Below are 24,362 nucleotides of genomic sequence, written 5' to 3' on the forward strand. Positions count from 1 at the left end.
CACCAGAATGATTTAAGAAGAAGCGACTGATAATATATAAAATCAATAGTATAATGATAGGAAAAGTTATATTTTCTATTAGGTTTATGTAAAAGGAATCCCTATGCGTATCTGAAATGTTTATTTGATAAAGCTCCTATGCTACAAAAGACTGAAACGCTGGAATCTTTACCTCCATGGAATTGTAAGCATGATGAACCAACAATTGGAGCAGACGTGGCTATTGTCATAATTTGTGCTGGCGGGTGACAATTTTCATGACAAGCCTGCGGCACGGTTTTACGACTCAAATTGGTGTTATCAACAATTTAATAGAGATATAATAAAAGTGATAGAATTTTACAGTTTTTGAGGTCGGATCAAAAAATATTGGATATAATGTGAGAAATAGGCTGTATAAAGGTGATAGAAATGCTTAAAACTAAGCAGATAAAAAATGATGATGTTCCATATGAATTAATCTATCTTGCAGATGAAGATGATGACCAAATCAATAAATATAAAGATACATCAACCTTTCTAGCAACAATGGATGATGAGAAAATCATCGGAATTATCGGAATAAATGAAATAAATGAAGAATCAACAGAAATTGTATGTGTTGCTGTAGATGAAGCATATCAAAACAAGCGAATTGGGACAAATCTAATTGAAAAAGCGATATCATATTCGAAAGATAAGAAATATAAGGAACTAATAATAAAAACAGGAAATTGTGGAATAGGGCAGTTATATTTGTATCAACGCTGTGGGTTTAGATTTGATTCTGTTAATAAAGACTATATGATAAAAAATTATAAAAATCCAATATATGAAAATGATATTCAATGCTTTGATCAGATTGTTTTGAAATATAGGATATTTTCCGAGAAAGAATTAACAAAAATAATTGAAGAATATTGGAATAGATTTATAAAGAAGAATAAAGAATATGAAAAATCAAAATATGAAGTATGGTCTTTTGGATATAGTGAAAATCTCGCTAACAAATTGATTGGATATGTAAAAGAAGGAAAGAAAACTGGAACATCATCAGCATTAGAAATGTATGATATTGATGAAAAAGTTCCTGAAGAAGGTGATATATCGATAATAACATACGGAAATGGATTACCTGGATGTATAATAAAAACAGAAGAGATGCGGAAGAAGAAATTTAGAGAAATTACAGAAGAAGAGGCAAGATTAGAGGGTGAAGGAGATCTTTCATTGGAATATTGGAGAAATGCTCATGAGCATTTCTTTCGATTAGAATATGAAGAGCAAGGAAAAAAATTTTCAGAAGAAATTCCTGTGATATTTGAGAGATTTAAAGTGATATACGATGAGGACAGAAAAATATAGATAACAAGTAGATCAAGCAGACGCCGTATAGAACACTACGGTGCTAATAGCACCTATGTTCTAAAATCGCGCCAATTCCCCGAAGACGGGGAACGATTTTGCTACCTAAATCGTTGTCATGTGCACGTATTGTACATGAAGTGCTTGTAATGTACAAATAATGTGATATAATGTACATGAATGAATAGTAGTGAAAAAAGACCAAACAATGAACTTCCCTTACTGCCACCGAATGCTGATATAGAAACGAAAAAAATATTGAATCAAGCAATTCGTGCGAATCGTGAGTTGGCGATACTAAAAGGCTATTGTTCGCTGTTACCAAACGATTCAATATTGCTAAGCGCAATTATTCTAAAAGAAGCTAAAACGAGCTCAGAAATAGAGAATATTGTAACAACACAAGATGAACTGTATAGAGCGTTAGCCACAACAGTAAAAGAAATTGATGTAGAAACGAAGGAAGTCTTAAATTACCGATCAGCAATCTGGAGAGGATTCCGGCAACTGAAAGAAAAAGGGTTTCTTTCGACGAATATACTGATAGAGCTACAAAGCGAACTGGAAGGAAATAGTGCGGGGATTCGCAAATTACCTGGAACGGCTTTGGTAAATGAGCGAACGGGAAAAGCAATTTATATACCGCCAGACAATGAAGAAAAGATATTGGAATTGCTGAAAAACTTAGAGAAGTACATAAATGAAAGAGATGAAATTGATCCGCTGATAAAGATGGCGGTGATACACTATCAATTTGAATCTATCCATCCCTTTTATGATGGGAATGGACGGACAGGAAGGATAGTAAACGTATTGTATTTGATATTGCAAGGATTGCTAGATAAGCCGATATTGTATCTTAGTGAATATATAATAAAAAATAAGAGTGAATACTATGAACTGCTTCAAAAAGTAAGAGATGAAAAGGGATGGGAAGAGTGGATAGTATATATGCTAAAAGCAGTGGAGATAACATCAATAGAAACTTTAAAGCTGGTTTCTTCGATAGTTGAGTTATTGAATAAGACAACAGAAGTCTGCCGAGAGAAATTACCCAAAACAACATATTCAAAGGAATTGATAGAGTTGCTGTTTGAACAGCCATATACGAAGATAGAATTTCTGGTAAATGCAGGGTTAGCAGAAAGGAGAACAGCAAGTAAGTATTTGAAACAGCTTGAAGAAATAGGAATCTTAGAATCGTTTAAATCGTGGAAAGAGAGAATCTATGTGAATAAGAGATTGTATGAAGTGTTAAAAGGATGAAGAGGCACATAACCAGCAATTGAATCAGGCGTGTCTCAATTGGATGTTATGTTGGCAAAGGTATAAGCAACAGAGAAATTTTTATAAATAAATATGAATTTATTTCATTTCTGGAGCCGTACATGCATATGAAAAAATAGTATAGGAATATAGAAACTATTTTTTTAGATAAAATTTATCAGTATCGATTTAGCTGAACTACTTTAATCACTGCAATAAGCGTAGTGTTATTAAAAAATATTTGCATGTGAGGAATTTAAATGAAACGATCCATTAGCTTATTTTTTATTGTTCCAATCATTGTTAGTTGTGTTCAAATCCCATACGACCCAGATATTGATTATCCTGATAAATATGAGGTAATTCTAGAATTATCGAATATGCCTAAAAATGAAATATTTTTGAAAGCAAATAAATGGTTTATTTCAAATTTTTCGAGTGAGAATTCAATAATTTTAATATCAGATAAGGAATACGGTTATATTATTGGTACTATATTTGATAGCTTCGTTGACGTGAACACCTTTTATCAGATGAAATTTGATGTCAACATTGAAATAAAGGGAAATAGGGTAAGAATGACATTTGAAAATCCTCATGAGAAATATACTGGTACTATATATGGTACAATTAGTACCATGATGGGTGAAACCGATGATGGAAATGATTACAAGCCAGATTTTCGTCGAATGACAAGTAATAAGCACCTCGCTGAAACAAATAGAAGATGGAGAAAAAATGCTGAATCGTTCAATCTTTTTATGGCTACAGAAGATGATTGGTAATTATGAAATAGCAACATAACCAGCAATTGAATCAGACGTGTCTACTATCATGGTTTCTGCTGAGTATTCAGGTAAGCACAGACGGCGTCAGAGGCGTCTGGCAGCGTCATAAACTGGAAACAAAGTACTTTGCTTGATGAGCATTTCAGGATAAAGGGCCGTGAAAAGTTCTATGAAGCCATCGGTGAAATGTAGGAAGATCTGGAAGCATATCTGAAATACAACAACGAAGAACGGACTCACCAGGGATGGAATATGAATGGCTGGGCGCCGAAACAAGCCTTCCTTTATGGAATACGAAAGAAGAAGAAAAGCGGCAATGTCGCTTAGGTAAATCTGAGTATCTTTCGGGGGTAAGGTGTAAGGTCAATACTATACCGATACAGAGAAAACCCTACAGGGAATTGGCAGAACAATAAGAAGTTCATCCAAAACAGATCAGTGTCTGGAAGAGGCAACCGCGCCAAGGTGCACCGGCTCTCTTTGAGAGAAAGAACCAAAAGGACCAGGAGCTCGATCAGGTGAAGAAACGCGAATAAGAACTCTATAAGACACGTGTCCAACGACGGGCTGATATCGAAGAAATGATAAAGCTTAACGAGCTGTTCATATTCGACGACTTATGCGTGAATTGGGTTTGAAAGCTTTATCGCCAAAGTCTATTCCTAAGACGGAACATCCAGTGTATTCATAGTTGGTGAGAGGCAAGAGGAACTCACTCTCCATGGATGCATATTTTTGTGTTGAAGCGTTAAAGGAGGCCTTGAAGGAATATGGAACCCTTGCAATCTTTAACACAGGCCAAGGCAGTCAGTTTACCTTCTATGGATGTATGTAGAGCGGTTTTGTCAAAGTCTGAAGTATGTAGATATTTACTTGAAATCCTATGAATCGATATGTGAGCTGAAGGCTGACTTTATCTGGTACCTTCAGTTCTATAACAGCCGAAAATTTCACCAGAGTCTGGATTACCGGACACCAGAAGAGATGTATGAGTCATTCCAGGTAAAAGGGATAAGAGCTGCTGCTTAACCAAGCAACTACTGGAGGTTCCACCTTAACGTGCTGGAAAACTGTTTGACAAAAGTTAGCGTAGAGTGAGACGGTAAAACAGAACCGAACAAATCCTAATGTCTCTATTTTAGAAAAGTCTTTGAAATGGCTATGGCTCCACCGACGCCAAACTACGAAAGCTTGAAAAGCACTGCTTCCTTGGAACGTCGATCTTTGGTTTTTTCATGCGGTGTGGTTTATTTGACGCTTACACAGCAACTCTCCAGTTGTGTGGGGAGCATCTGTGATTGTAAAATTTCTAGATACTATAGGGATCTATCGGTTTATGCTTGGCACTTGATATGATTGTCGAGGATTTGAACCACCGCCATGTCCTTTCTGCGTATTCCGTCCAGAAGTTGCCGGTGTTCCTCCTGTAGTCTTGAATGATCCTGCGTCGGACAGAAGGCTTCAGCACGTCGAATGAATGGTTCCTTAACGAGTTCGTAAATTTGCGATAGGATAGAATTGTTCGCCAGATGCACAATCTGACGGTGAAAATCAAAATCCAGCTCCTGGAAGAGAGAATAATCGGAGATCCCAAGCGCCTTATCCATCCTTCTGACGATGATGTACAATTTTTGGGGATCCGTTATCCTATCCGAAGAAATGTAGGTCCGCAGGGCATATGTCTCCAAGAGAGCTCTTGTCTCCATGATCTGGCGATAATCCTGCATATCCAATTTTACGAACCGACTCAACACAGATGTACTGATACTTTCAAGAAAACTGGAAATCGAAGTTTCATTAATGATGCAACCATATCCTTGGACTGTATGTAATAATCCGATACTTTTGAGTTTGCTGATCCCCTCTCGTACACTTGTTCTTCCGATACGGAAACACTTGGCAAGTTCTTTTTCGGTTGGCAGCATGTCCCCTGGCTGAAGATTATTCTCCTCGATATACTGAACAAGACGTTCGGCGACAAGGTCGGAGAGCTTTTCCTTTTCCAATGGCATCGGTTGCATTAACAGTATTCCTTTGTGTGATCAAAACTTGAGGAAAGATAAACCTTTACGTGAATTCATCAAACGTTTTTCAGCATCCTTTCCCGCACGTTGAGCGAGGCAGGAGAAAATGATATCTATGGCTGCAAGCTGTACATACCGTGAGACGATCGACTCATTCCGATAAGTCGTCTCGAATGATTGAATAGGTAAATAGATATCGGAGAGTTTGGCCAGCTGAGAGTTATCCTCACCTGAGATACAGATGATTGGTATCTTTCCTTTGACAAGTGATGCTTGTGCAACGATGTTCTTTGTCTCCCCAGAAAAGGAGAAGCAGAAGAGAAGATCTTTTTCTCTCGGATTACTGAGGATTATTGCTGTTGTATGTTCGTCGGTCGTATAATGACAATCGAAGCCTAACCTCGATAGTTTCACGAAAAGGTCGTATGCTGTTACTGCCGAGGTACCATATCCGATGACAATGATACGCTTTGATTGTTCGATTTGTGTTACAATCCGTTCGAAGGTGTCATCCTCGAGATCCTTGTTATTCATAGCCAATACGTGTATCGCAGATTGGAATATTTTTTTTCTGATGTTGAAAATAGTGTCGGATGGAAGAATTGTAGAGAATTGTTCGAGGGGCGATTGTCCTTGATTTGCGATCTCGGTTGCAAGTGTGACCTTGAACTCATGGTACCCGGAAAAGCCGAGTGCCTTGTAAAACTTAACAACAGAAGCCTCACTTCTAGCTCCTGAAGCCGAAGTGAGGCTAGAAATAGACATATTTATTGCCTTATGGGGATTTGATATCACAAAACTGCCAATCTTTTTTTGAATGGGCGGAAGAAAGGCTAGTTTCTTTTTAATTGTCGATATGATATCCATAATCCCCGCGAGTATACTGTTTCTTAGCGAAAGTATAACACCGAGAATTAGCTATGCCAATATGCCTTGCTCATCAATCATTTTTCGTGCCTTATCATAGGTCTCCTTCGAGATATCCTTGAACGGAGAACGTGGGTACCCGGGATTGATTCCACGCATCTTAAGAATTGCGTAAATCATGGTGAGGGTCTGGGCCATCTTGATAATGTTCCTCGCCTTGACAACAGCGAGCTGTTTTTTGCCAGTTTCCAAAGGGTCTCCAGCCTTCCAAGTCTTATAGAAATCAGTCATGAACTCGGGAAAACAGTTCGCAAGCCCTGCGATAACGCCACATGCACCTACGTCAAGAGCTCCGGCTGCGATCGCTTCAGTGCCTATAATGAACTGGAAGTCAGGTCTTGTGACTGCAAGTTTATAGTTATAGAAAGACACGAGATCGAAAGCCGAATCCTTGACACCGGCAAGGCCATAGTCGGCTAGCACACTTAAAGTCTGTGGAGCAACAGGATTGTTGGAGAGATCAGGATTATTGTAGAGGAACACGGGAATCTTTACAGCATCTATCAAGGCTTTGTAGTGGTCGACCAATTGTTCCTGTGTATAATGGTAATAATACGGTGGAATTGCACCGATTGCATCGGAACCAATTTCCTCAGCATGCTTTGCCAAATCTATCGCCTCGGTCGTAGTTGCTGCTCCTACGTGAATGATTGCAAATGCGTTCCCTTTTTCTTCATTCACGATGCGAGCTACCAGCTTGCGCTCTTCGGTGGTCAGAAGGGGCCCACTTCCATACGTTCCGCAAGGATAAAAGCCCTGTACATGGTTTGCGAGCCATCTGGTCAGGTTTCTCATGGTCTTCTCATCGATATTACCTTGTTTATCAAAACTGGTAATCAGAGGTGGGATAATTCCTGAGAAAAGTTTCTTTTGCATTAGATTCTCCTTCTAAACTAAAATTTTATTTTATTTTATGCATTTTTCGGGGATTATGCAATAAAATTACATAAAAAGTAAAAAAATTTTTTTATTGACAGGTAATAAAACCAATGGTAGGGTTTTCTTATGGGGGCACGAAGCGTGAAAAATATACTTGTATGGGGAGAGCCGATGTTTGGATTCTATCCCATTGATAATCCTATGATCGAAAAGTGCAACACTCTGAGCATGACTTGGGGGGGGGATGCTTCCAATTTCGCCATCGGAGTTGCTAGGTTAGACCATCATTCGGTTTTCTTTACAGGACTTGGCACTGAACCATTCGGAGATGGATTTATCGATCTTTGGATGAAAAACGGAGTGGATGTTTCCCAAGTCGTCCGTGATCCTTCCCGGCGGACTGGCTTCTACTTTGTATCATTCATCAATGGCAAGCATAACCTGACTTACTATCGGGAAAATTCGGCAGCAACAGCCATCCAATTTGCCCAACTAGATCAGCAAGTCCTTAAAGAGAGCGCCGTTTTCCACTTCACCGGTACTGGTCTTGGTATGGGGAGTGCTGCTAGAACACTCTGCCGACAAATCATAGACGCAAAGAAAGGGAGTGATTGTATCATCTCCTTTGATGTGAATTATCGCACATTACAGTGGAACGACCCCATTTTAGCGGAACGGGAAATATCGAATGCGATTGCTTCAGGTGTGACCCATTTGGATATCACCGATGACGAGATGTTTGCATTGGGGTGGGGAACCGATCTTGATGCCTTGATCAGACGTTTTCCGACACTTGAGGTAATAGCGTACAAGCAGGGCCCAAAGGGCGTAACCATAAAAACCCGTGGGAGCCAATTCGACTCACCGGCATTCTTGGTAAAGGTGAAGGACACAGTTGGTGCTGGAGACAGCTTTGATGTTGGATTCATCATATCACTCTTAGAAGGAAAAAGTCTCGAAGAAGCTGCAAGAATCGGGAATGCTACGGGAGGTCTCACCTGTACTGGGCTCGGGCCAATCTCATCGTCGCCAACCCGCAAGGAGCTTGATGAATTCTTGGCAACATGAATATGAGCCCATCAAGGAGAATTGAAGACATGGTCGATGATACATTCATGAAAACTTGTAGCCTCCAAGAAAAGGTTGTTCTGATTACCGGAGGAGGGACAGGCATAGGATTGGGAATTGCTCGATGTATGGTCTTGTCAGGTGCCACAGTAATTCTCATAGGTAGGAGGTTAGAGAAGCTCAAAGAGGCTTGCGCCAGTTTAGGGTCAAATGCGTACTATTACCAGTTTGATATCACCAATTGGGAGGCCCATGAGCAATTCGCAGAAAAAGTAGTAGAAACTTTCGGGAAGTTGGATATTTTGGTCAATAATGCGGGAAATCAATATAAGGCATCATCCTTTAAGGTGAATCTCGATGATATGTCGAGCACGTTCGATGTTCATGTCAAGGCAAGCTTTGCTATGACCCGTACATTCCTTCCCTATATGATCGATCGACAGCGCGGTTCGGTGATATTCATCTCCTCCATGGCAGGGTTCATTGGATTAACCAATCAGATCAGTTATGCAGCTGCAAAATCAGCAATCATGGGCCTTGTTCGTACTTTTTCAAGTGAAGTCTCGCAACATGGGCTTCGATTCAATGCGATCGTACCCGGGTGGTTCGAGACTCCGATGATGTTAAAAGCCATGGGAAACGATATAAAGCGACAGGAGCATGTTCTATGTAGAACTGCAATGCACCGTTTTGGACAACCTGAGGATATTGGGTGGGCCGCAGTTTACCTCGGTTCCGATGCCTCGAAATTTGTTACAGGAACTTCTTTGGTGGTCGATGGAGGAGCTCTCTCGGGATTCTAAAGAACTGGGGGAGTTGAAAATGTATGGACGGATCGTGGTTGGCCATAAGTTAAAACTTGAATTGACCGAAATCGGAGGGATATATGATCTGTAACGTCTTGAAAGATAAAAATATTTTAGTCATGGAAGAACGGCCTATGCTTGAACCACGTACAGGTCAAGTCAGGATCAAGACTGTCCTGGCTGGTATCTGTGGTTCAGATATCCATGCCCTGCATGGAATGCAGCCATCACTCCTCTTTCCAACGGTGATGGGACATGAATTGGTTGGTGTAATCGATGCAATTGCAGCTTCGGAAAATGAAGGAACATTCAAAGTTGGGGATCGGGTTGTCGTTGATCCCTCCTTCAGATGTGGTAAGTGTGATCTCTGCTTATCAGGAAAGGAAAACATCTGTGAGGAGTTACGAGTATTGGGAGTCCATTGTGACGGAGGTTTTGCCGACTATTTCCTCTGCGAAATCGATATGCTTCACAAAATTCCCGACTCGTTGCGCTTCGAGGAAGCTATCTTCAGTGAACCGTTGAGCATCGCGATGCATGCGATTTCACGGATTACTTCGACTGGCAGAAAGAAAACTGCAATAATCGGCGCCGGTCCAATCGGACTCGCACTCCTGATTGCATTGAAGGAACTATTCGAAGAAGTATTAGTCTTTGAGGTTCTCGAGAACAGAAAGTCGGCGGCACGCATCATCGGTGCTGATCAAGTCCTCGACTCCGTTGGTGATACCTATCCGGCCGAGGATATCGATGTAGTGTTCGATACTGTCTCGATTCCCTCCACAGTTACCTTGACCGAACGAATCGTAAAAAGGGGAGGTGAGGTCATCATCGTTGGTATGGCTAAGCCGGAGATTGGCTTTCAACTGTTACCAATCTTAAAAAAAGAGCTTTCCGTTAGGGGTACGAGAATGACACGACGGGAGGATTTCAAGGCTGCATTGGACTTGCTAACCAAAACCGATCCGAAGTTGATTCAAGCCATCATCACAGGATATTGGAGTCTATCTGATTCGATCAAGGCGATCCGGTACACTGAAACACACGCCGGTACGTGCATCAAGGAAGTGTTGGATTTCAGGAGATAGGAGTATATGCACAACATAGCAATCATCACAACAGCATTTGGAAACGGTTTGCCCGATAGGGAGCATACATATGCCGCTTTGGCTGATGAATTAGAATTGCGGATCCGCTACTGCACAAAAGAGGAGTTGCTTGCTGATCCGAAGGGAATCAAAGGGGTGATTGTCGGGGTGGAGAAAGCCGATAAGGAGTTGTTCACCTGTCCCGACCTTCGTGTGGCAATGAAATTCGGTGTAGGTCTCGACAATTTTGATATGGAGAGTGCCGGGAAGGCACATGTGCAGGTAGTTAACATGCCTGGTATCAATAGTGACGCGGTTGCTGAGATGACAATAACCTTGATGCTCTGTGTTTCACGGATGATTTTGCCGATGGGCCAGCGTATGTCTAATGGTCAGTTTGTACAATACTGCTCGCATACTGTCCAACATAAGAAACTCGGCATTATCGGCATGGGGACCATTGGTAGAAAAGTTGCGAAAATGGCAACTGCTCTTGGAATGGAGTGTCTCGGTTACGATGTTCGTACATTCGATTTGGAAGGAGTGAACATGGTCGATTTGCCCACATTATTCGAGCAATCGGATGTCATAACCATCCATATCCCGTTGATGTCAACTACCCATCATTTGATCGGCAAAGAAGCATTTTCACGTATGAAGCATGGAGTGATCCTGATTAACACCTCCCGAGGTGGAGTGGTGGATGACGAAGAGCTATATGAGCGGTTACAGAATGGCCATATTATGGGAGCAGGTCTTGATGTTTTCGAAAACGAAGAGATTAGGAATAGGCTTGTCACACATGAAAATGTGATTTGTACCCCTCATGTTGCTGCATATACCCATGAAACACTCCGATTCATGGAAAATACCGCATTGAAGAAGATTAAAGCCTGCTTAGCAGGAGAAAAAAATCACGAGGTTTCCAAAGGAGGAACTGTATGAGAAAAGTATGCGTGGCATTATTGTTGTCCACCGCCGTGTTGTCTTCAGTTTTCGCAGCGGCACAAGCTGAAGATTCTGCAGAAAGTTATCCAAATCGTTCGATCCTGATGATCGTTCCCTTCGGTCCTGGCGGTGCTACCGATCAGCTCGCCAGGATTACGCAGAAAGTTATGGAAGACGAACTTGGTCAGCCCTTTACTGTGCAAAATATGGCCGGTGGGGGTACTTCCATCGGTACACAGTATCTGATGGATCAGACACATGATGGTTACACCGTGATGGCGGCACCTACCGATATTGTCAGCATTGGTGTCATGGGACAGTCAAAGTTTACCTACAAAGATCTTTCATATCTTGGTATTGGAGTCTCTGTTCCTGCGGTTTTCTTGGTGAATCCGAATTCGAATATCCATACATTGGAGGAATTGGTTGCAGCAATGAAAGCTAAGAAGCTTACAGCCGGAGTGGCCGATGCCGGGTGCGCATGGACGAGAGCAACAGCATTACTCTGCAGTGAAACGGGAGTACAGCTTCCTGAGTTTGTTCCTTCTGGTGGCGGATACAATGCTGCAGTCGCTGCGATGAAGGGGGACGTCGATTTTGCATGTTGCGGATTCGGTGAGGCAATGGAGTTGATCAAGGGCGACCAGCTTCGGGCACTTGCATACTGGGGTTCAGAGGAGTTCACTCTATCCAATGGTACAGTGGTTCCCAATGCCAGCAAGCTTTATCCTCAGCTTCAAAAATACGATCCGTTCGGTGGCTGGGTAGGTTTTGCTGTTCCTGCAGATACTCCGAAGCCGATCCAAGAGAAGTTGATCGCGGCCTACAAGACAGCTCTCTCCGATCCCTCCTTCGACAAGTTTTGTGAGACGCAGGTCATGTTTCCTGTAAAGCTGTTCGGCGATGACGCCCAAGCCTACGCCGAGATGAGTTCCCGTGTGAATGCCTACATGTTGTGGGATCTTGGTTTTGCAAAGATCGATCCTGCGACACTCGGGTTGGAGCGGCTGTAGTATAATACTGTAGAAATTTAAATGACGTGAGGTTTTAGTACGATGTTCATACTTGAACTGATTGTAAGTGCAATCACTTCCCTACTGTTTCTGTTCTTTTTGTTGACATCGCTTGGAATGGAGAGTACGGGCAATCCTCTGGTTGGTCCAGGTGTTTTCCCCTCCATCTTATCGACCATCATTTTAATATGCAGCGTTTTGTGGTGTATCGATTCTTTGGTTGCGTATCTGAAACATCAAAAGAGCACAGGAACGCAAGAAGCGCACGATTCCCCAAATGGATTGTTTCACTTTACCAAGGAGAGCAGACGTCTTGCGATCATCATTATTCTGACAGTTTTGTACATATTAATCCTAATGCCGTTGGTTGGTTTTGTGATCTCGACGTTTCTCTTCCTGTTTGTGAGCGTGATGCTGTTCTATGGGAAATTGTCTTCTGCTTTGATTGTCTCTGTCTTGTTGTCTCTGGTGATGTTTGTGTTGTTCCAATTCGTACTACATCTGCCGATGCCAAGATAGAAGAGAAAGGGGGAATAATCATCATGACTGAAGTATTGAATCTTGCGTTGTTGATGCAACCTAAAACGTTGATGTTTGCCATATTGGCAACATTTTTGGGCATCGTGGTAGGAGCTCTTCCCGGGCTCACCGCCACGATGGCCGTATCGATCCTGGTTTCCCTGACCTTTGGATTAAACACTGCCGAGGCGATTGTAATCCTGATATCGGTATTTCTCGGAGGGATATACGGTGGATCAAGGTCTGCTATACTTCTCAATGTACCTGGAACGCCCTCTTCGGCAGCGACTGCACTTGATGGATGGCCACTTTCTAAACGGGGCGAAGGAGGTGATGTGGGTATTCTTGTAACAACATTCTCCTCCTTGGCAGGAATTTTCGGATTGATTGTACTGGCCCTTCTGACCCCAGTGATTGCAAAGTTTGCTCTAAAGTTTGGTTATTGGGAGTATTTCTGGTTGGCTATAATGGGGGTGTTGATTAGCGCAACCCTCACTACCGGCGACATGAAAAATTATAAAGGAATCATAACTGGATTTGCAGGGATGCTGATCGCTTGTGTGGGACTGGACCCAATCCACGGATTGCCTCGTCTTTGCTTTGGGACAACCCAACTTTACGGAGGAATTAACTTAGTTCCAGCGATGATAGGCCTGTTTGGTCTCACAGAGGCCTTCTCTGCTTTGATGGAACCTTCCTCCCACGACATCCTCGATGGAGGACCTGAGGCAAAATTGGGTTCTCTGGTGAAGAAGAGCTTCTCATTGCTCAAGAGGTATCCTATCAACTTTGCTCGTTCGAGTATCATAGGAACCTTCATCGGTGCACTGCCAGGCGTTGGTCCAGATATCGCCTCTTGGGTGGCATATGGAACAGCGAAGAAACAAAGCAAGACTCCAGAGGAGTACGGCCACGGATCCTATGAGGGAATCATTGCTTCGGAGACGGCTAATAATGCAGCGACCAGTGGTGTGTTCATTCCCTTGTTGACATTGGGGATTCCAGGAGATGCCGTTTCTGCGATAATACTCGGTGGAATCCAGATGCATGGTTATAAACCAGGACCGACATTCTTTTTCGAGAATCCTGGATTTGTCTATTTCCTAGCGGGAACCTTGTTTATCGTCAATGTTATCATGTGGATAGAAGGCTGTGCAATCACGAAGGTGATCTCGAAGATCTTAAAGGCTCCTGTAGGAATTCTTATGCCGATCGTGATGGTGTTCTGTGTATTTGGTGCCTACATGATCAACCTGAGGAAATTCGATGTAATCCTCATGCTATGTTTCGGTCTCCTCGGGATCGTAATGCGAAAGTTCAAACTTCCTCCCGCCCCAATGGCCCTTGGTATCATTCTTGGTACATTGGCCGATACCAATTTCAGACAAGCAATGTTGGCGGGACGATACTCGGCCGCTCCGTTCTTTACCAGACCGCTTTCACTCATCATGTTCTTGGTGATTTTGACCGCGCTGCTCTCACCACTCTTCAAGCGGTTTGGGAAAACTAAATGATCAGACAAGGCCAAAGGGCTATGATACAATGTCTTGTGGGGTAACAAATGGTGGATAATCTGGAAGCATATAGAGATGCAGTTGACTCGCGAGTTTCTCAGATTACTGACGAGATAATTTCCTACATTACGACCAACGGATCGCAACCTGGCGACAAACTTCTCAGCGAATCCCAGATATCCGAGAACCTGAATCTCAGTAAGACGAGTGTCAGGGAGTGTGTCTCGATGTTGAACAATATCGGACTTATCCACTCGGTCCAAGGAAAGGGCCTGATTCTCAACGAGGTCACGGTAGATACCTTCTTCCGGCAATTTCATCATCCGGCGATGAATTTGTTTTTGAAGCTCAGTCCGGAGGAAGTGAAGAACATAAAGGATTTGCGGGTACTGATTGAGACATACGCGGTAGAACACTACTTAGAATCTGATGAGGATGACCCGTTGGAGGAGATGGAAGGACTCTTGCAGCAGATGAAGGGGTTGTGCCAATCTGACGACTGTGTCGGCTACATGGAAATTGATCTACTTTTCCATAAGAATATCGTGAGTTTGGCACGTAACAACTTCCTGTCCAACATATATTCGGTGATTCGGATACCAATACTACGAGAAGTTGAGGTCGCTTTCTCGAAAGGCAACCTTAACACTATCCAGATGTATCATGAAAAGATCCATGAGGAATTGAAACAGAAAAATAGAAATGTAATCAATCTTATGCAGAAACATTTGGAGTACCTGATTCGCCCCAAGACTGCGTTGAAGCATCATCCTCCGTTAAAATAGGGATATTCTTGAATAGAAAATTATTCCCCTGTCAACACACCAAGGGATTCGGTCATCCGATCATTCTTTTCTGAATAACCGAAATTATCTTGAAATTAGACGATCCATCATGAGGAGAGGCAGATGATTGCTGGAAGAAAGCGGCCGATGAGTTCCCAATTGGTCCAACATACTTCGATCCCCAGGTTTTTTGGGGTTCGGCAGAACTTCGATAGAAACAGCATGGATCCATTGGAGATTCCTTTGGTGGTACAGAAGGTGATCTCCCAGAAGGGGATTGGAAATCGTGTCCTGCCTGGTATGAAAGTCGCGGTCACCGTAGGATCAAGAGGGATCAATAATCTTCCAATTATAGTCAAGAGTATTGTTGAGGAAGTCTTCGCTCGAGGTGCCTTTCCGTTCATTGTTCCTGCAATGGGAAGCCATGGTTCCTCCACTGCCGAGGGACAACGCAAGCTTATCGAAGGGTATGGTGTGACAGAAGCATATCTCGGTTGTCCTATCCTGTCCTCAATGGAGGTGGTGTGTATCGGAAAAACCGATGATGGAAGGGATGCGTTCATCGACAAGTACGCTTTCTCAGCTGATGGAATCATCCTTTTTAATAGGGTTAAACCACACACTGCCTTCCGTGGCCCCTACGAGAGTGGGATTATGAAAATGATGGCTATTGGGTTGGGCAATCAACATGGCGCGGAAGCATGCCATGAAATGGGATTCAGGACCATGGGGAGGAACGTTGAGCTTTTTGGGAAGGCTATCCTCAAAAACGCTCCGATTTTGTTCGCCGTACCGGTCATCGAAAATGCATTCGATGAGACACAACGGATTCTTGCAATCGGTGCGGAATCAATCATTGAAGAAGAGCCGAAGTTGTTGCAGGAAGCATACTCATTGATGCCCAAGCTCTATGAGGAATATTGCGATGTTTTAATTGTCGATAAAATCGGAAAGAACTATAGTGGAGATGGCATGGATCCAAACATCACCGGTACTTTTTCCACTCCATATGCTGAGGGAGGTATTTGCGCACAACGGGTATGTGTGCTGGATCTCAGTGACGAAACACACGGGAATGGGGTAGGTATTGGTATGGCAAATGTGACGACACAACGGGCAGTCGATAAACTTGATATAGACTCGATGTATTCAAATGTAATCACCAGTACCGTACTCGGGGGAGTTCGGATACCGCTTACGATGGAGAATGACAGGGAAGCCATCCAAGTTTGTATCCAAACCTGTAACGAGATCGATAGGAAAAAGGTCCGTATTATCCGAATTCCCAACAGCATGCATATCAGCCGCATTCTGATGAGTGAAATCTATTATGATCAAGTACGATCGAATTCGTTCTATACTGTGGAAAGTGAACCGGAATTCCTCGAATTCGATGCTGAAGGAAATTTATGGTAAACGAAAGCAAACGGTGATACTCATCTTATGACTTAATTTGTTTTGGTGTTGACAGTTCACTTAAGCTGCCTGGCCTCACCTTACATTTTATTTCACCTTAGCAATTGTAACTTCAGTTCTCAAATACGGCAATCTCTTTCATTTTTCCCTTTCCGGCTCGGTCAGGTATTTTAATTCATCGATGTCATATTGGAGTCTTCTTATTTCATTGAAAATATGGTGCTTTAAATCTATATCATTTTCTATCTGCTTTGTCCCATCAGAATCATCTTCTTGAATATCATCACTTTCTTCTTTTTCATATGTTTCTATATGACCGCCTTGGTCTACAAATTTATACAACTGATTAAGTAGTGTGGTCATTTTTGCCGCTTTGTCAGATTTCCTATCTTTCAAATTTCCTAAAAGATTTTCAGAAATTTCTTCAAGATTTGTTTCTTTATATTGTTCCGCTTGTTCCTCAAGTTTTTCTGCTACTGTGTAATCAGGTGTCAACACCGGAATGAAATTGCAGTTTTTCACCGGAGTTAAATTGCAGAGTTCCGGCAAAAATCTTTAGAAGCCAACGGCTCCAATCTTCATTCTGTCTTTCATACGATACGAATCGCCTTTAAGGCTCACCACATGGGAATGATGCAAGAGCCTGTCCAGAGTTGCAGTGGCGACTGCATCATCAGCCATAATCTCACCCCACTTGCCAAAAGTTTTATTTGAAGTGAGGATGATAGATCCACGTTCATACCGGGTATTAATAAGCTGGAAAAACAATGCAGCTTGCTCTGAATTGAGGTTTTCGTAACCGACTTCATCTATCAGCAGAACATGAGGTTTCCCGAACCATGTCAGCTTGTTCTTTAGCCGTCCCTGGTCCCGTGACCGCTGTAATCGTTCCAATAGGTCCAGACAGCTGATAAAGTATGCGGTGTAGCCATTTAGGCAGGCTTTTTGTCCCAGAGCCGTCATGAGGTGAGTCTTTCCCAGACCGCTTGGTCCGAGGAGAATGATGTTTTCCCTGCGCTCGATAAACGCCAGATTGGACAGCTCGTTGAACTGCTTCTGAGTAAGTCCTCCCTTTGGCCAGGAGGGAAGGTTTTGTGCTCAATCCAGAAATTGTTCTCGTAAAAGTGAATAAACCGTTCCACCTTGCCTTTGGTCTGTGGTCGCCGTACCTGACAGCGCCGCGGAGTAAATCCATAATGCCGGGCCAGTGAAAGGAGATGCTTGTTCGGTACCCACTTCCCATCTGTCGTTGAGTAGATAAATGCAGTTTTCATATTGTCGTACAGGATTTCCTGCGGTACACCGCCAAAGTACTGAAACGCAAGAACATGGCACATCAGGACTGTCGCCTGGTCCATGCTGGTAGTGTGTATGACAAATGGCTTGCGGGAATAACCGAAGACCATTACAAATGCGTAGAGCTTCTTCAATCTCCCATCGACCCGGTGGTTCCCTAATTCCTTCCAGTCAACCTGCGCCTGGAACCCTGGTTCTGTTTCAAAGCGGATAACCGCTTTCCGGTTACACTCGGCCGCTTTCTTTGCAGCATAGTCCCTGAGGATCGTCACGCTACCTGCGTATTCTTGCTTTCGTAATTGACGGAGCAGGACTTCCCGATTGAACGAGGGATCATCCTCGGGTATAGTATCAATGTAGGGTTTGAATGGGTCGAGCTTGCTCGGATAGTTCCGTTTTTTACGTGGTCGTGAGGGCTCCGTCAGATAGTAGTGAACCATGCGTTCACTTTTCCCGAGGGATTCAGCAATTTCTCTGATCTTCTTGCCCTGTCGTTTCAACATCTGTGCTTCATGCATCAGTAACTCCAGCATTGTAGGGCGTACTCCTTGTTTTTATGATTGTTTGGCTACAACCATTACAAGGAGGTACCGCCCTTTTTTTCAAGCCGGAGTCTCCAATTTCATTCCGATGATTTCCTGCAATTTACCTCCGGTGGCGACACCGGAGGGCTGTAACCAGGTATGGAGCGCCGATTACAAGGGTAAGTTTAAAATGGGGAATGGAAGGTACTGTTATCCCCTTACTATTTGCGACAGCTATTCCAGGATGATCCTTGCCATAAAAGGGCTGCATAATCCTAATTTTGAAGAAACAACGCCGATATTTATTGATGTATTCAAGGTTTATGGACTTCCTGTACAACTGCACACGGATAACGGTTCACCGTTTGCCAGTATTCGGTCCCTGGGACGAATCACCAAGTTTGCTGTATGGCTGATGGAGTTAGGAGTTCAGCCAGTGTACAGCGATCCGGCATCACCGCAACAGAATGGCCGACATGAACGAATGCACCGAGAATTGAAAGCAGCAGCCTGTAATAAGCCTGGAAAAACCTTACAGGCACAACAACGGAAAATGAATGAGTTTCAACGAGGTTCGTCCGCATGAAGCATTGGGGATGGTAGTGCCGAAGAGTGTACATGAGAAGTCTAAGCGTATCTACTCGAACAAAATATCTGATTGGGAATATCCTGCTGAATACCTGGTAAAACATGTATGTGGAAATGGGAATGTACGGTCAGGAAAGAATCGCTGGACTCCGATCTCTACAGCACTATCCACTAAGAATATCGGGATAGAGGAATTGGGAGAGGGTATCTTCAGGATCTGGTTCAGGGATTTTATATTGGGATACTTGGACGAATCGGATCTTCGGGTGTATGATATTCATGAGTTTCAGTATGTACCGAAACTGTAAATGGATATCTTAGATAAGTGTTTATAAGGTGTTGAACTGTACAAATCTCAACTCTTAGGAACGAAAGATGAGAATAAATTATAGGCGACTACTTGTACTTTCACTCATTATATGGGTATGTGGTGCGGCATTCCTACCCGGTGAGTCGTTAACGCAGTTTCCGGGAACGAACCTTTACTTCGAACTTCCCGAAGGCTTTAGTTGGAACACCAAATACAATGCCTTCACTGGCCCTCTGCAAACATCGCTGACCATCGGCATCAGCACCTATCCGTATGATCAAATTGTGCAACAAATAACCACCACGATGAAATCTAATACCCAGGCTGAATTAGTAGAATCTCAAATCAGTCCGAATAATAGCTTTTTCCATATACGCAATAATTCGTTTGAACAATTAATGTACATTATTGCTACAAAAGGCTATGTGTATACGCTCACTTATATGGGGGTTCCCTTACTCGATAAACATTTTATGAATCGATATGCCCGTATCCGTGACACCATCACGATTAACCCCGAGAAGGTGGGCGATATTCAAGAACTACAATTTTTCGCTCTACCCAATCAAGGCTTTTTCTTCACACAATTGGTATCTATCAGGCATTACTTTCAAAAAAACTATCCTGATGGAAATTCCGCTATTGTATCAATTGGAAAAATCCCTGAAATCAAGCAAGAAACGATTATAAAAAGGTATGGATCTTATATGAATTACTATACCCAGATTGCGTTAAACAATGAAAAGGCAAAGGGGCAATCCATTACAAACAAAGAACAAACGATATGCAAAAATGAAAGTACTGGAAGCGAAGGGTATGAAATTTTACTCCAATACAAAAACAGTGAAAATGTGGTCACATTTCTTTACAATTGCTTTTTTGTCGTCGGCGACAATGTCATCATTATTGAAGGACAACCCATGAAAGGCTATGCGTCCCAAATCGTAGAGGATTTAAAAGAACTCTCCCGCAATACTGTATTTACGTTTAAATAATCAGTGTTCTTTCCGTCGCATCGTTTGTACATAACATTCAATTGAGCTGCGTGGCGTTCACTGGCATGTGTTTGTGCTCTTTCTTTCATGAATTATACCATATCTTTGGTAGATTAGTGCTTCCACTTTTAAATCAAGCTCTTCTTTACCCAGCCCCCAGCACAAACAATGGCAGTCGGTAGTGTCAATAATCTTGCGCAAATTCTTTTTGCCTCAATCTGAAGAATTTACTTATGAGACCTGATCCTCCCGATCGTAATCAATCAGCAGGTCCATATTCAGATACTTCCGTTCATTCCATGTAGAACCTGAGATATGACGCAGCCGGGCCGAGACCAGCATCAGGGCAGATTCTCCATCAGGGAATGAACCGATTACTCGTGTCCTCCTTCTGATTTCTCGCATGATTCTTTCAAGTCCATTGTTGGTCCTGATTCTTTTCCAGTGCTCCACCGGGAAGTGATAGTACGAAAAGGTTTCGAAGGATCCTTCCCGCACAAGGGCAGCCGCTTTATAAAGTTTTATATCCATGAGCTTCTGAGCAATGAGATCCTTTTTCCTGATCGCCTCTTCCTTGTTCTCCTGGGCGTGGATTGCCTTCAGCATTGTGGCAACCTCTTTCACTTTGCCGTGGGGAACAAAACTGAATACGTTCCGGTAGAAGTGGACGACACAGCGTTGCCAGCGTGCCTGGGGATAAAACTCCGGCATCGATTCGACTAACCCCAAAGATTTGTCGGAGATGAACATATCGACAGTCGCAAGGCCGCGTTCTTTGAGATACCTCAAGAAGCGTTGCCAGCTGTCCTTATCTTCCTTAGTGCCCTCTGCAACCCCGATAATCTCCCGAAATCCATCCTGATTGACACCAATGGCAACCAGAACCGACACATTTCTCACTTCACCGGCCCAGGATCGCTTCATCCAGATCCCGTCCAGATACACATAGGCGTAATGGCTCTCAAGCGGCAGGTTCCGCCACTTCTCGATTTCTTCGTAGATTTTCTTGTTGAGATTACTGATCGTTCCCGGTGACACTACCGCTCCCCACAGGGCTTCTGTGATGTCTTCGACTCTCCGCACCGACACTCCTGCCAAGTACATTTCCACCATCGCTTCCTCTACGGAAATCTCCCGGCGTTTGTACCGTTCAATGATCGCCGTTTCGAAGGTTACCTTCTTCAACTTTGGCATCTGAATGGTTACTTCACCAGCCTTGGTCAACAGCTTTCGGTTATAATGGCCGGCTCGATACCCCTTCCGATCTGTGTTTCTCTCATGCTTCTGGGCATTGACTAATTGCTCGGCTTCAGCTTCCAGCATGGCATTCAACGTCTCTTCGACAGTTTCCCGTACAAATTCCCCCAAATGGGCTTTAACTTCTTCCTCATTTATCTCGATAATCTTACTGTTCATATAGTCCTCTTTCTGACTTGGTTTTGGTCGTACTTAATCAATCGTCAGATTGAGGACTTTCTTTTTATCGAAATTAGAATTTGCGCAAGATATTATACGTCATCTGGCAGTCACCACGTCTGCTCCAATTGCTGATTATGTTCTTCTAACTATCTTTTTCCTTTATTTCTCAAAGTCTTCTAATATCTTCAATTTTTTAACAGAATCTATAACATATTTCTCTTTCGCATCAAATTCATCAAATAAGATCTTTTGTTTCCCTTTGATTTCTGAATTGTATTTTGATTCTATTAATATCTTGTCATCTGTTATGAAATCTATTTCATACCCATTTTCATATACATAGAATAATTCTTTATTATTCTTCATTTTCAAATAGATATAATTTTCAAAATAGCTTCCTAAATCTCTGTCACCTATGAATAAATGTTTTATTCCAAGATCACAAGCGTACAATTTCTTTGCGGATAACAATCTTTCATTAGTTTTACCATAACGTGGTAATAGATGAACTAAAAAAGTATTTTCAAAATATCCCAAATATCTTCTTGCTGTATCGACAGACAGTTTTAAGATATTTGCTATTTTGTTTATGCTAAGCTGTTTTCCGCTTCTTTCCATTAATAACGTATAGTATTCTCTTACTATTTGATGATTTCGCAGTCCATTAAACGCAGTTATATCTTTTTGGATAATATCATCTATTAAATTCATTAAATATTCTCGGCTTGGTTTCAATACATTTTCAGGCATTCCACCCTCTTTCATGTAATCCCTAAAATATGAGTCGAATAGATACGTTTCACTTCCTTTTATCTCAATTCCTTTAAATTTCAAATACTCATTAAAATCCAAAGGTTTTACTTCATATGTTAAAGCTCTTCCAGTTAAGAATGCTTTTTTATCTTTTAGCAATGAACTTGATGAAGATGTAACAAATAGTTTTACATTCTGATTATCATAAATATTCTTCAGCTGCTGATGATAATCATCTTTATATGTTATTTCATCAAAAAATACATAGATTTTCTCATCGAATGATAATTTATGGATTTTTCTATATTCTATCAAAATCTCAGATAATAACATTTTGCTCAATGAATAATCATCTAAGCTAACATAGAATATGTGATTTTCATCAATACCACTTTTAATCATATAATCAATCAGAATTTTCATTAGCGTTGTTTTTCCGACACGTCTCAATCCTGTTAAAAATATTATTGGTTTTGAATCTATTTGTTTCTTCAGCTTCTCAAAGTAGCTTGTTCTATTAATAAAACCTTCGGTACTGAAGGTGCCAACCCACCATGGGTTATATTGAAATAATAGTTCTTGAATATCCATGGTCTTATGGTAACACTTAATAGTTCATTATACAAGCATTTCATACGTTACTATCGTATATTTAGTTTATTTGGGTGAACATAACATCCAATTGAGACACGTGGCGTTCACTGACAGGTGTTTGTGCTCTTTCTATGCTGAGCCCAGATTTGCGAACAGTTTTTAACAAGGAGTAAGGTGGAATCTCCGATGTATGATACCATATACAAGGAGAAGTACGTGAGACGAAAGTTTGATGAAGAGTTCAAGGCCGAGGTAGCTCTTGAAGCGCTGAAGGAAGAAAAAACACTGCAGGAGCTGGCAGAGGAGTATGAAGTCCATCCCAACCAGATCAGTGCCTGGAAGAAACAACTTCTACAGAATGCGAGTTCCCTTTTTGAGCGTAAGAACAAAAAGAACCAGGAACTTGACGAGGTGAAAAAGCGTGAACAGGAACTCTATAAACAACTTGGCCAAGCAAAATACGAGAATGAATGGTTAAAAAAAAAGTACAAGCAACTGTACGGAAAGGATTACGAATGATTGATCCTTCTGACCGTCATCTCTCTATTGCTCGGCAAAGCGAACTGGTTGGTGTAAGTCGTTCTCACCACTACTACAAAAAACGTGCCCCACAACGGGCTGATATAGAAGAAATGATCAAGCTGAAAGAGTTGTTTATAAAGTATCCGTTTTATGGTTACCGTAAACAGATGCTTGAACTGGGCAATGAATCTATTGTCTCTACGGTAAAACGGGTCCGCCGTTTCATGAAAGAATTGGGCCTTAAAGCGCTGTCACCGAAGAAATTGACATCCATCCCGAAGAAGGAGCATCCGGTTTATCCATATCTGCTGAAAGGAAAGAGGATCAGATATCCCAATCAGGTCTGGGCGACCGATATTACCTATCTGAAGCTTGAAACAGGATATGTTTATCTGGTTGCCATTATGGATCTCTATAGCCGTAAAGTTTTAAGCTGGAGGATTTCACTCACTATGGATGCAGAGTTCTGCTGTGAAGCGTTAAAGGACGCCCTGAGAAACTATGGCACGCCTGCGATCTTCAATACAGACCAGGGAAGTCAGTTTACCTCCTATGGCTTTCTTCAAATCCTGAAAGATGAAGGTGTAGAAATCAGTATGGATGGTCAGGGCCGTTGGCGGGATAATATCTATGTTGAACGGTTCTGGCGAACTCTCAAGTATGAAGATATTTACTTGAAGTCCTATGAATCAGTGCGAGAACTGAAAACCGGACTTACCCGGTACTTCAGGTTCTACAACAGCCGAAGATTTCATCAGGGCCTGGATTATAGGACTCCGGAAGAGATGTATATATCATTCCAGGAAAAGGAGCTTAAAGCTGCTGCATAGTCAGATTATACCGGTAGGTTCCACCTTAAATAGTTTGCAAAACTGTTTGACAAACGGGCTCAGCATAAATGAGGGGGATTATGCGGGCTCATATCTCCGTCGCCCTGGGCTCGAATTATAGTCCCCTGTTATTGTTTTGAAAGGGG

25 protein-coding genes and 1 pseudogene are annotated in these 24,362 nt (G+C 42.3%); 17 read left to right on the forward strand and 9 right to left on the reverse strand.

Translation table 11 applies throughout. The features are described 5' to 3' along the window. The first annotated feature begins 411 nt into the window (after positions 1 to 411). From SPIRS_RS22060 to SPIRS_RS22830, 4 genes are all read left to right on the forward strand, one after another. Positions 412 to 1,344 carry a GNAT family N-acetyltransferase gene (locus SPIRS_RS22060; RefSeq protein ID WP_013253032.1) on the forward strand — a complete coding sequence of 311 codons (933 nt, stop codon included), beginning with the start codon at positions 412 to 414 and terminating at the stop codon, positions 1,342 to 1,344. A gap of 180 nt (positions 1,345 to 1,524) precedes the next feature. After that, positions 1,525 to 2,610, forward strand: coding sequence for a Fic family protein (locus tag SPIRS_RS02120; RefSeq protein WP_013253033.1), 1,086 nt, complete (start codon positions 1,525 to 1,527; stop codon positions 2,608 to 2,610). Between the two features lie 260 nt (positions 2,611 to 2,870). Next, positions 2,871 to 3,395: a DUF4468 domain-containing protein gene (locus SPIRS_RS02125; RefSeq protein WP_013253034.1), complete on the forward strand. Its 525-nt coding sequence runs from the start codon at positions 2,871 to 2,873 to the stop codon at positions 3,393 to 3,395. Positions 3,396 to 4,223: 828 nt separating this feature from the next. Next, on the forward strand, positions 4,224 to 4,427 hold the full coding sequence (locus SPIRS_RS22830) for an integrase core domain-containing protein (RefSeq protein ID WP_041865953.1): 204 nt from the start codon (positions 4,224 to 4,226) through the stop codon (positions 4,425 to 4,427). Positions 4,428 to 4,732: 305 nt separating this feature from the next. Here SPIRS_RS22830 and SPIRS_RS21695 read toward each other — a convergent pair whose 3' ends face one another. The 4 genes and pseudogenes from SPIRS_RS21695 to SPIRS_RS02145 all read right to left on the reverse strand — a co-directional run bounded on the left by SPIRS_RS21695 (position 4,733) and on the right by SPIRS_RS02145 (position 7,225). After that, on the reverse strand, positions 4,733 to 5,419 hold the full coding sequence (locus SPIRS_RS21695; RefSeq protein WP_013253035.1) for a FadR/GntR family transcriptional regulator: 687 nt from the start codon (positions 5,417 to 5,419) through the stop codon (positions 4,733 to 4,735). 21 nt (positions 5,420 to 5,440) lie between these two features. Continuing rightward, positions 5,441 to 5,956 (reverse strand): MurR/RpiR family transcriptional regulator, encoded by a 516-nt coding sequence (locus SPIRS_RS22635; protein ID WP_245537676.1) that lies wholly within the window; start codon positions 5,954 to 5,956, stop codon positions 5,441 to 5,443. A gap of 111 nt (positions 5,957 to 6,067) precedes the next feature. Then, positions 6,068 to 6,289 (reverse strand): annotated as a pseudogene (locus tag SPIRS_RS22835) (MurR/RpiR family transcriptional regulator); the annotation flags it as partial. 51 nt (positions 6,290 to 6,340) lie between these two features. Next, on the reverse strand, positions 6,341 to 7,225 hold the full coding sequence (locus SPIRS_RS02145; RefSeq protein WP_013253037.1) for a dihydrodipicolinate synthase family protein: 885 nt from the start codon (positions 7,223 to 7,225) through the stop codon (positions 6,341 to 6,343). A 129-nt stretch (positions 7,226 to 7,354) separates the two neighbouring features. Between SPIRS_RS02145 and SPIRS_RS02150 the strand changes: the two genes are divergently transcribed. The 9 genes from SPIRS_RS02150 (at position 7,355) to SPIRS_RS02190 (ending at position 16,385) form a co-directional block, all read left to right on the forward strand. Further along, positions 7,355 to 8,296 (forward strand): sugar kinase, encoded by a 942-nt coding sequence (locus SPIRS_RS02150; RefSeq protein WP_013253038.1) that lies wholly within the window; start codon positions 7,355 to 7,357, stop codon positions 8,294 to 8,296. Positions 8,297 to 8,325: 29 nt separating this feature from the next. Further along, positions 8,326 to 9,099, forward strand: a complete 774-nt coding sequence (locus SPIRS_RS02155; RefSeq protein ID WP_013253039.1) for an SDR family NAD(P)-dependent oxidoreductase — start codon at positions 8,326 to 8,328, stop codon at positions 9,097 to 9,099. An 83-nt stretch (positions 9,100 to 9,182) separates the two neighbouring features. Beyond that, a complete protein-coding gene (locus tag SPIRS_RS21700; protein WP_013253040.1) occupies positions 9,183 to 10,190 on the forward strand; it encodes a zinc-dependent alcohol dehydrogenase in 1,008 nt (335 codons plus the stop codon). Between the two features lie 6 nt (positions 10,191 to 10,196). After that, positions 10,197 to 11,135, forward strand: a complete 939-nt coding sequence (locus tag SPIRS_RS02165) for an NAD(P)-dependent oxidoreductase (RefSeq protein WP_013253041.1) — start codon at positions 10,197 to 10,199, stop codon at positions 11,133 to 11,135. Beyond that, complete coding sequence (locus SPIRS_RS02170; RefSeq protein WP_013253042.1) at positions 11,132 to 12,151, forward strand: tripartite tricarboxylate transporter substrate binding protein; 1,020 nt, start codon at positions 11,132 to 11,134, stop codon at positions 12,149 to 12,151. Before SPIRS_RS02165 ends, SPIRS_RS02170 begins: the two co-directional genes overlap by 4 nt. A gap of 117 nt (positions 12,152 to 12,268) precedes the next feature. Next, positions 12,269 to 12,670, forward strand: coding sequence for a tripartite tricarboxylate transporter TctB family protein (locus SPIRS_RS22840; RefSeq protein WP_407635913.1), 402 nt, complete (start codon positions 12,269 to 12,271; stop codon positions 12,668 to 12,670). Positions 12,671 to 12,741: 71 nt separating this feature from the next. After that, positions 12,742 to 14,184, forward strand: coding sequence for a tripartite tricarboxylate transporter permease (locus tag SPIRS_RS02180; protein WP_407635914.1), 1,443 nt, complete (start codon positions 12,742 to 12,744; stop codon positions 14,182 to 14,184). Between the two features lie 47 nt (positions 14,185 to 14,231). Beyond that, a complete protein-coding gene (locus SPIRS_RS02185; protein WP_013253045.1) occupies positions 14,232 to 14,969 on the forward strand; it encodes a FadR/GntR family transcriptional regulator in 738 nt (245 codons plus the stop codon). Positions 14,970 to 15,092: 123 nt separating this feature from the next. Beyond that, positions 15,093 to 16,385, forward strand: coding sequence for a nickel pincer cofactor-dependent isomerase, group 22 (locus tag SPIRS_RS02190; protein WP_013253046.1), 1,293 nt, complete (start codon positions 15,093 to 15,095; stop codon positions 16,383 to 16,385). Between the two features lie 138 nt (positions 16,386 to 16,523). Here the strand turns inward: SPIRS_RS02190 and SPIRS_RS02195 are convergent, their stop codons facing one another. The 3 genes from SPIRS_RS02195 to istA are packed head-to-tail and all read right to left on the reverse strand — an operon-like array spanning position 16,524 to position 18,214. Further along, the gene (locus tag SPIRS_RS02195; RefSeq protein WP_171814751.1) at positions 16,524 to 16,934 is read right to left on the reverse strand and encodes a hypothetical protein; all 411 of its coding nucleotides are present in this window, start codon (positions 16,932 to 16,934) and stop codon (positions 16,524 to 16,526) included. 6 nt (positions 16,935 to 16,940) lie between these two features. Beyond that, positions 16,941 to 17,426, reverse strand: a complete 486-nt coding sequence (istB, locus tag SPIRS_RS02200) for an IS21-like element helper ATPase IstB (RefSeq protein WP_083771440.1) — start codon at positions 17,424 to 17,426, stop codon at positions 16,941 to 16,943. Then, positions 17,345 to 18,214, reverse strand: coding sequence for an IS21 family transposase (istA, locus tag SPIRS_RS02205; RefSeq protein ID WP_049784573.1), 870 nt, complete (start codon positions 18,212 to 18,214; stop codon positions 17,345 to 17,347). The genes istB and istA overlap by 82 nt, the downstream gene beginning before the upstream one ends. Positions 18,215 to 18,245: 31 nt before the next feature. Here istA and SPIRS_RS21705 point away from each other — a divergent pair, with 31 nt between their 5' ends. Beyond that, the gene (locus SPIRS_RS21705) at positions 18,246 to 18,791 is read left to right on the forward strand and encodes a DDE-type integrase/transposase/recombinase (protein ID WP_171814752.1); all 546 of its coding nucleotides are present in this window, start codon (positions 18,246 to 18,248) and stop codon (positions 18,789 to 18,791) included. A gap of 377 nt (positions 18,792 to 19,168) precedes the next feature. Further along, positions 19,169 to 20,098 carry a hypothetical protein gene (locus SPIRS_RS02215; RefSeq protein ID WP_013253048.1) on the forward strand — a complete coding sequence of 310 codons (930 nt, stop codon included), beginning with the start codon at positions 19,169 to 19,171 and terminating at the stop codon, positions 20,096 to 20,098. A gap of 231 nt (positions 20,099 to 20,329) precedes the next feature. On the opposite strand, the gene SPIRS_RS02220 is transcribed toward SPIRS_RS02215, so the two are convergent. Both SPIRS_RS02220 and SPIRS_RS02225 read right to left on the reverse strand, forming a co-directional pair. Further along, positions 20,330 to 21,514: an IS256 family transposase gene (locus tag SPIRS_RS02220; protein ID WP_013253049.1), complete on the reverse strand. Its 1,185-nt coding sequence runs from the start codon at positions 21,512 to 21,514 to the stop codon at positions 20,330 to 20,332. 162 nt (positions 21,515 to 21,676) lie between these two features. Then, positions 21,677 to 22,861: an ATP-binding protein gene (locus SPIRS_RS02225; RefSeq protein ID WP_013253050.1), complete on the reverse strand. Its 1,185-nt coding sequence runs from the start codon at positions 22,859 to 22,861 to the stop codon at positions 21,677 to 21,679. Between the two features lie 219 nt (positions 22,862 to 23,080). On the opposite strand from SPIRS_RS02225, the gene SPIRS_RS22845 reads away from it, so the two are divergent. Together SPIRS_RS22845 and SPIRS_RS02235 are read left to right on the forward strand one after the other, a co-directional pair. Further along, positions 23,081 to 23,383 (forward strand): transposase, encoded by a 303-nt coding sequence (locus SPIRS_RS22845; protein ID WP_407635909.1) that lies wholly within the window; start codon positions 23,081 to 23,083, stop codon positions 23,381 to 23,383. After that, positions 23,380 to 24,216 carry an IS3 family transposase gene (locus tag SPIRS_RS02235; protein WP_013253052.1) on the forward strand — a complete coding sequence of 279 codons (837 nt, stop codon included), beginning with the start codon at positions 23,380 to 23,382 and terminating at the stop codon, positions 24,214 to 24,216. Before SPIRS_RS22845 ends, SPIRS_RS02235 begins: the two co-directional genes overlap by 4 nt. The last annotated feature ends 146 nt before the right edge of the window (positions 24,217 to 24,362 follow it).

It is taken from the genome of Sediminispirochaeta smaragdinae DSM 11293, assembly GCF_000143985.1.
Classification (GTDB): Bacteria; Spirochaetota; Spirochaetia; order DSM-16054; family Sediminispirochaetaceae; genus Sediminispirochaeta; species Sediminispirochaeta smaragdinae.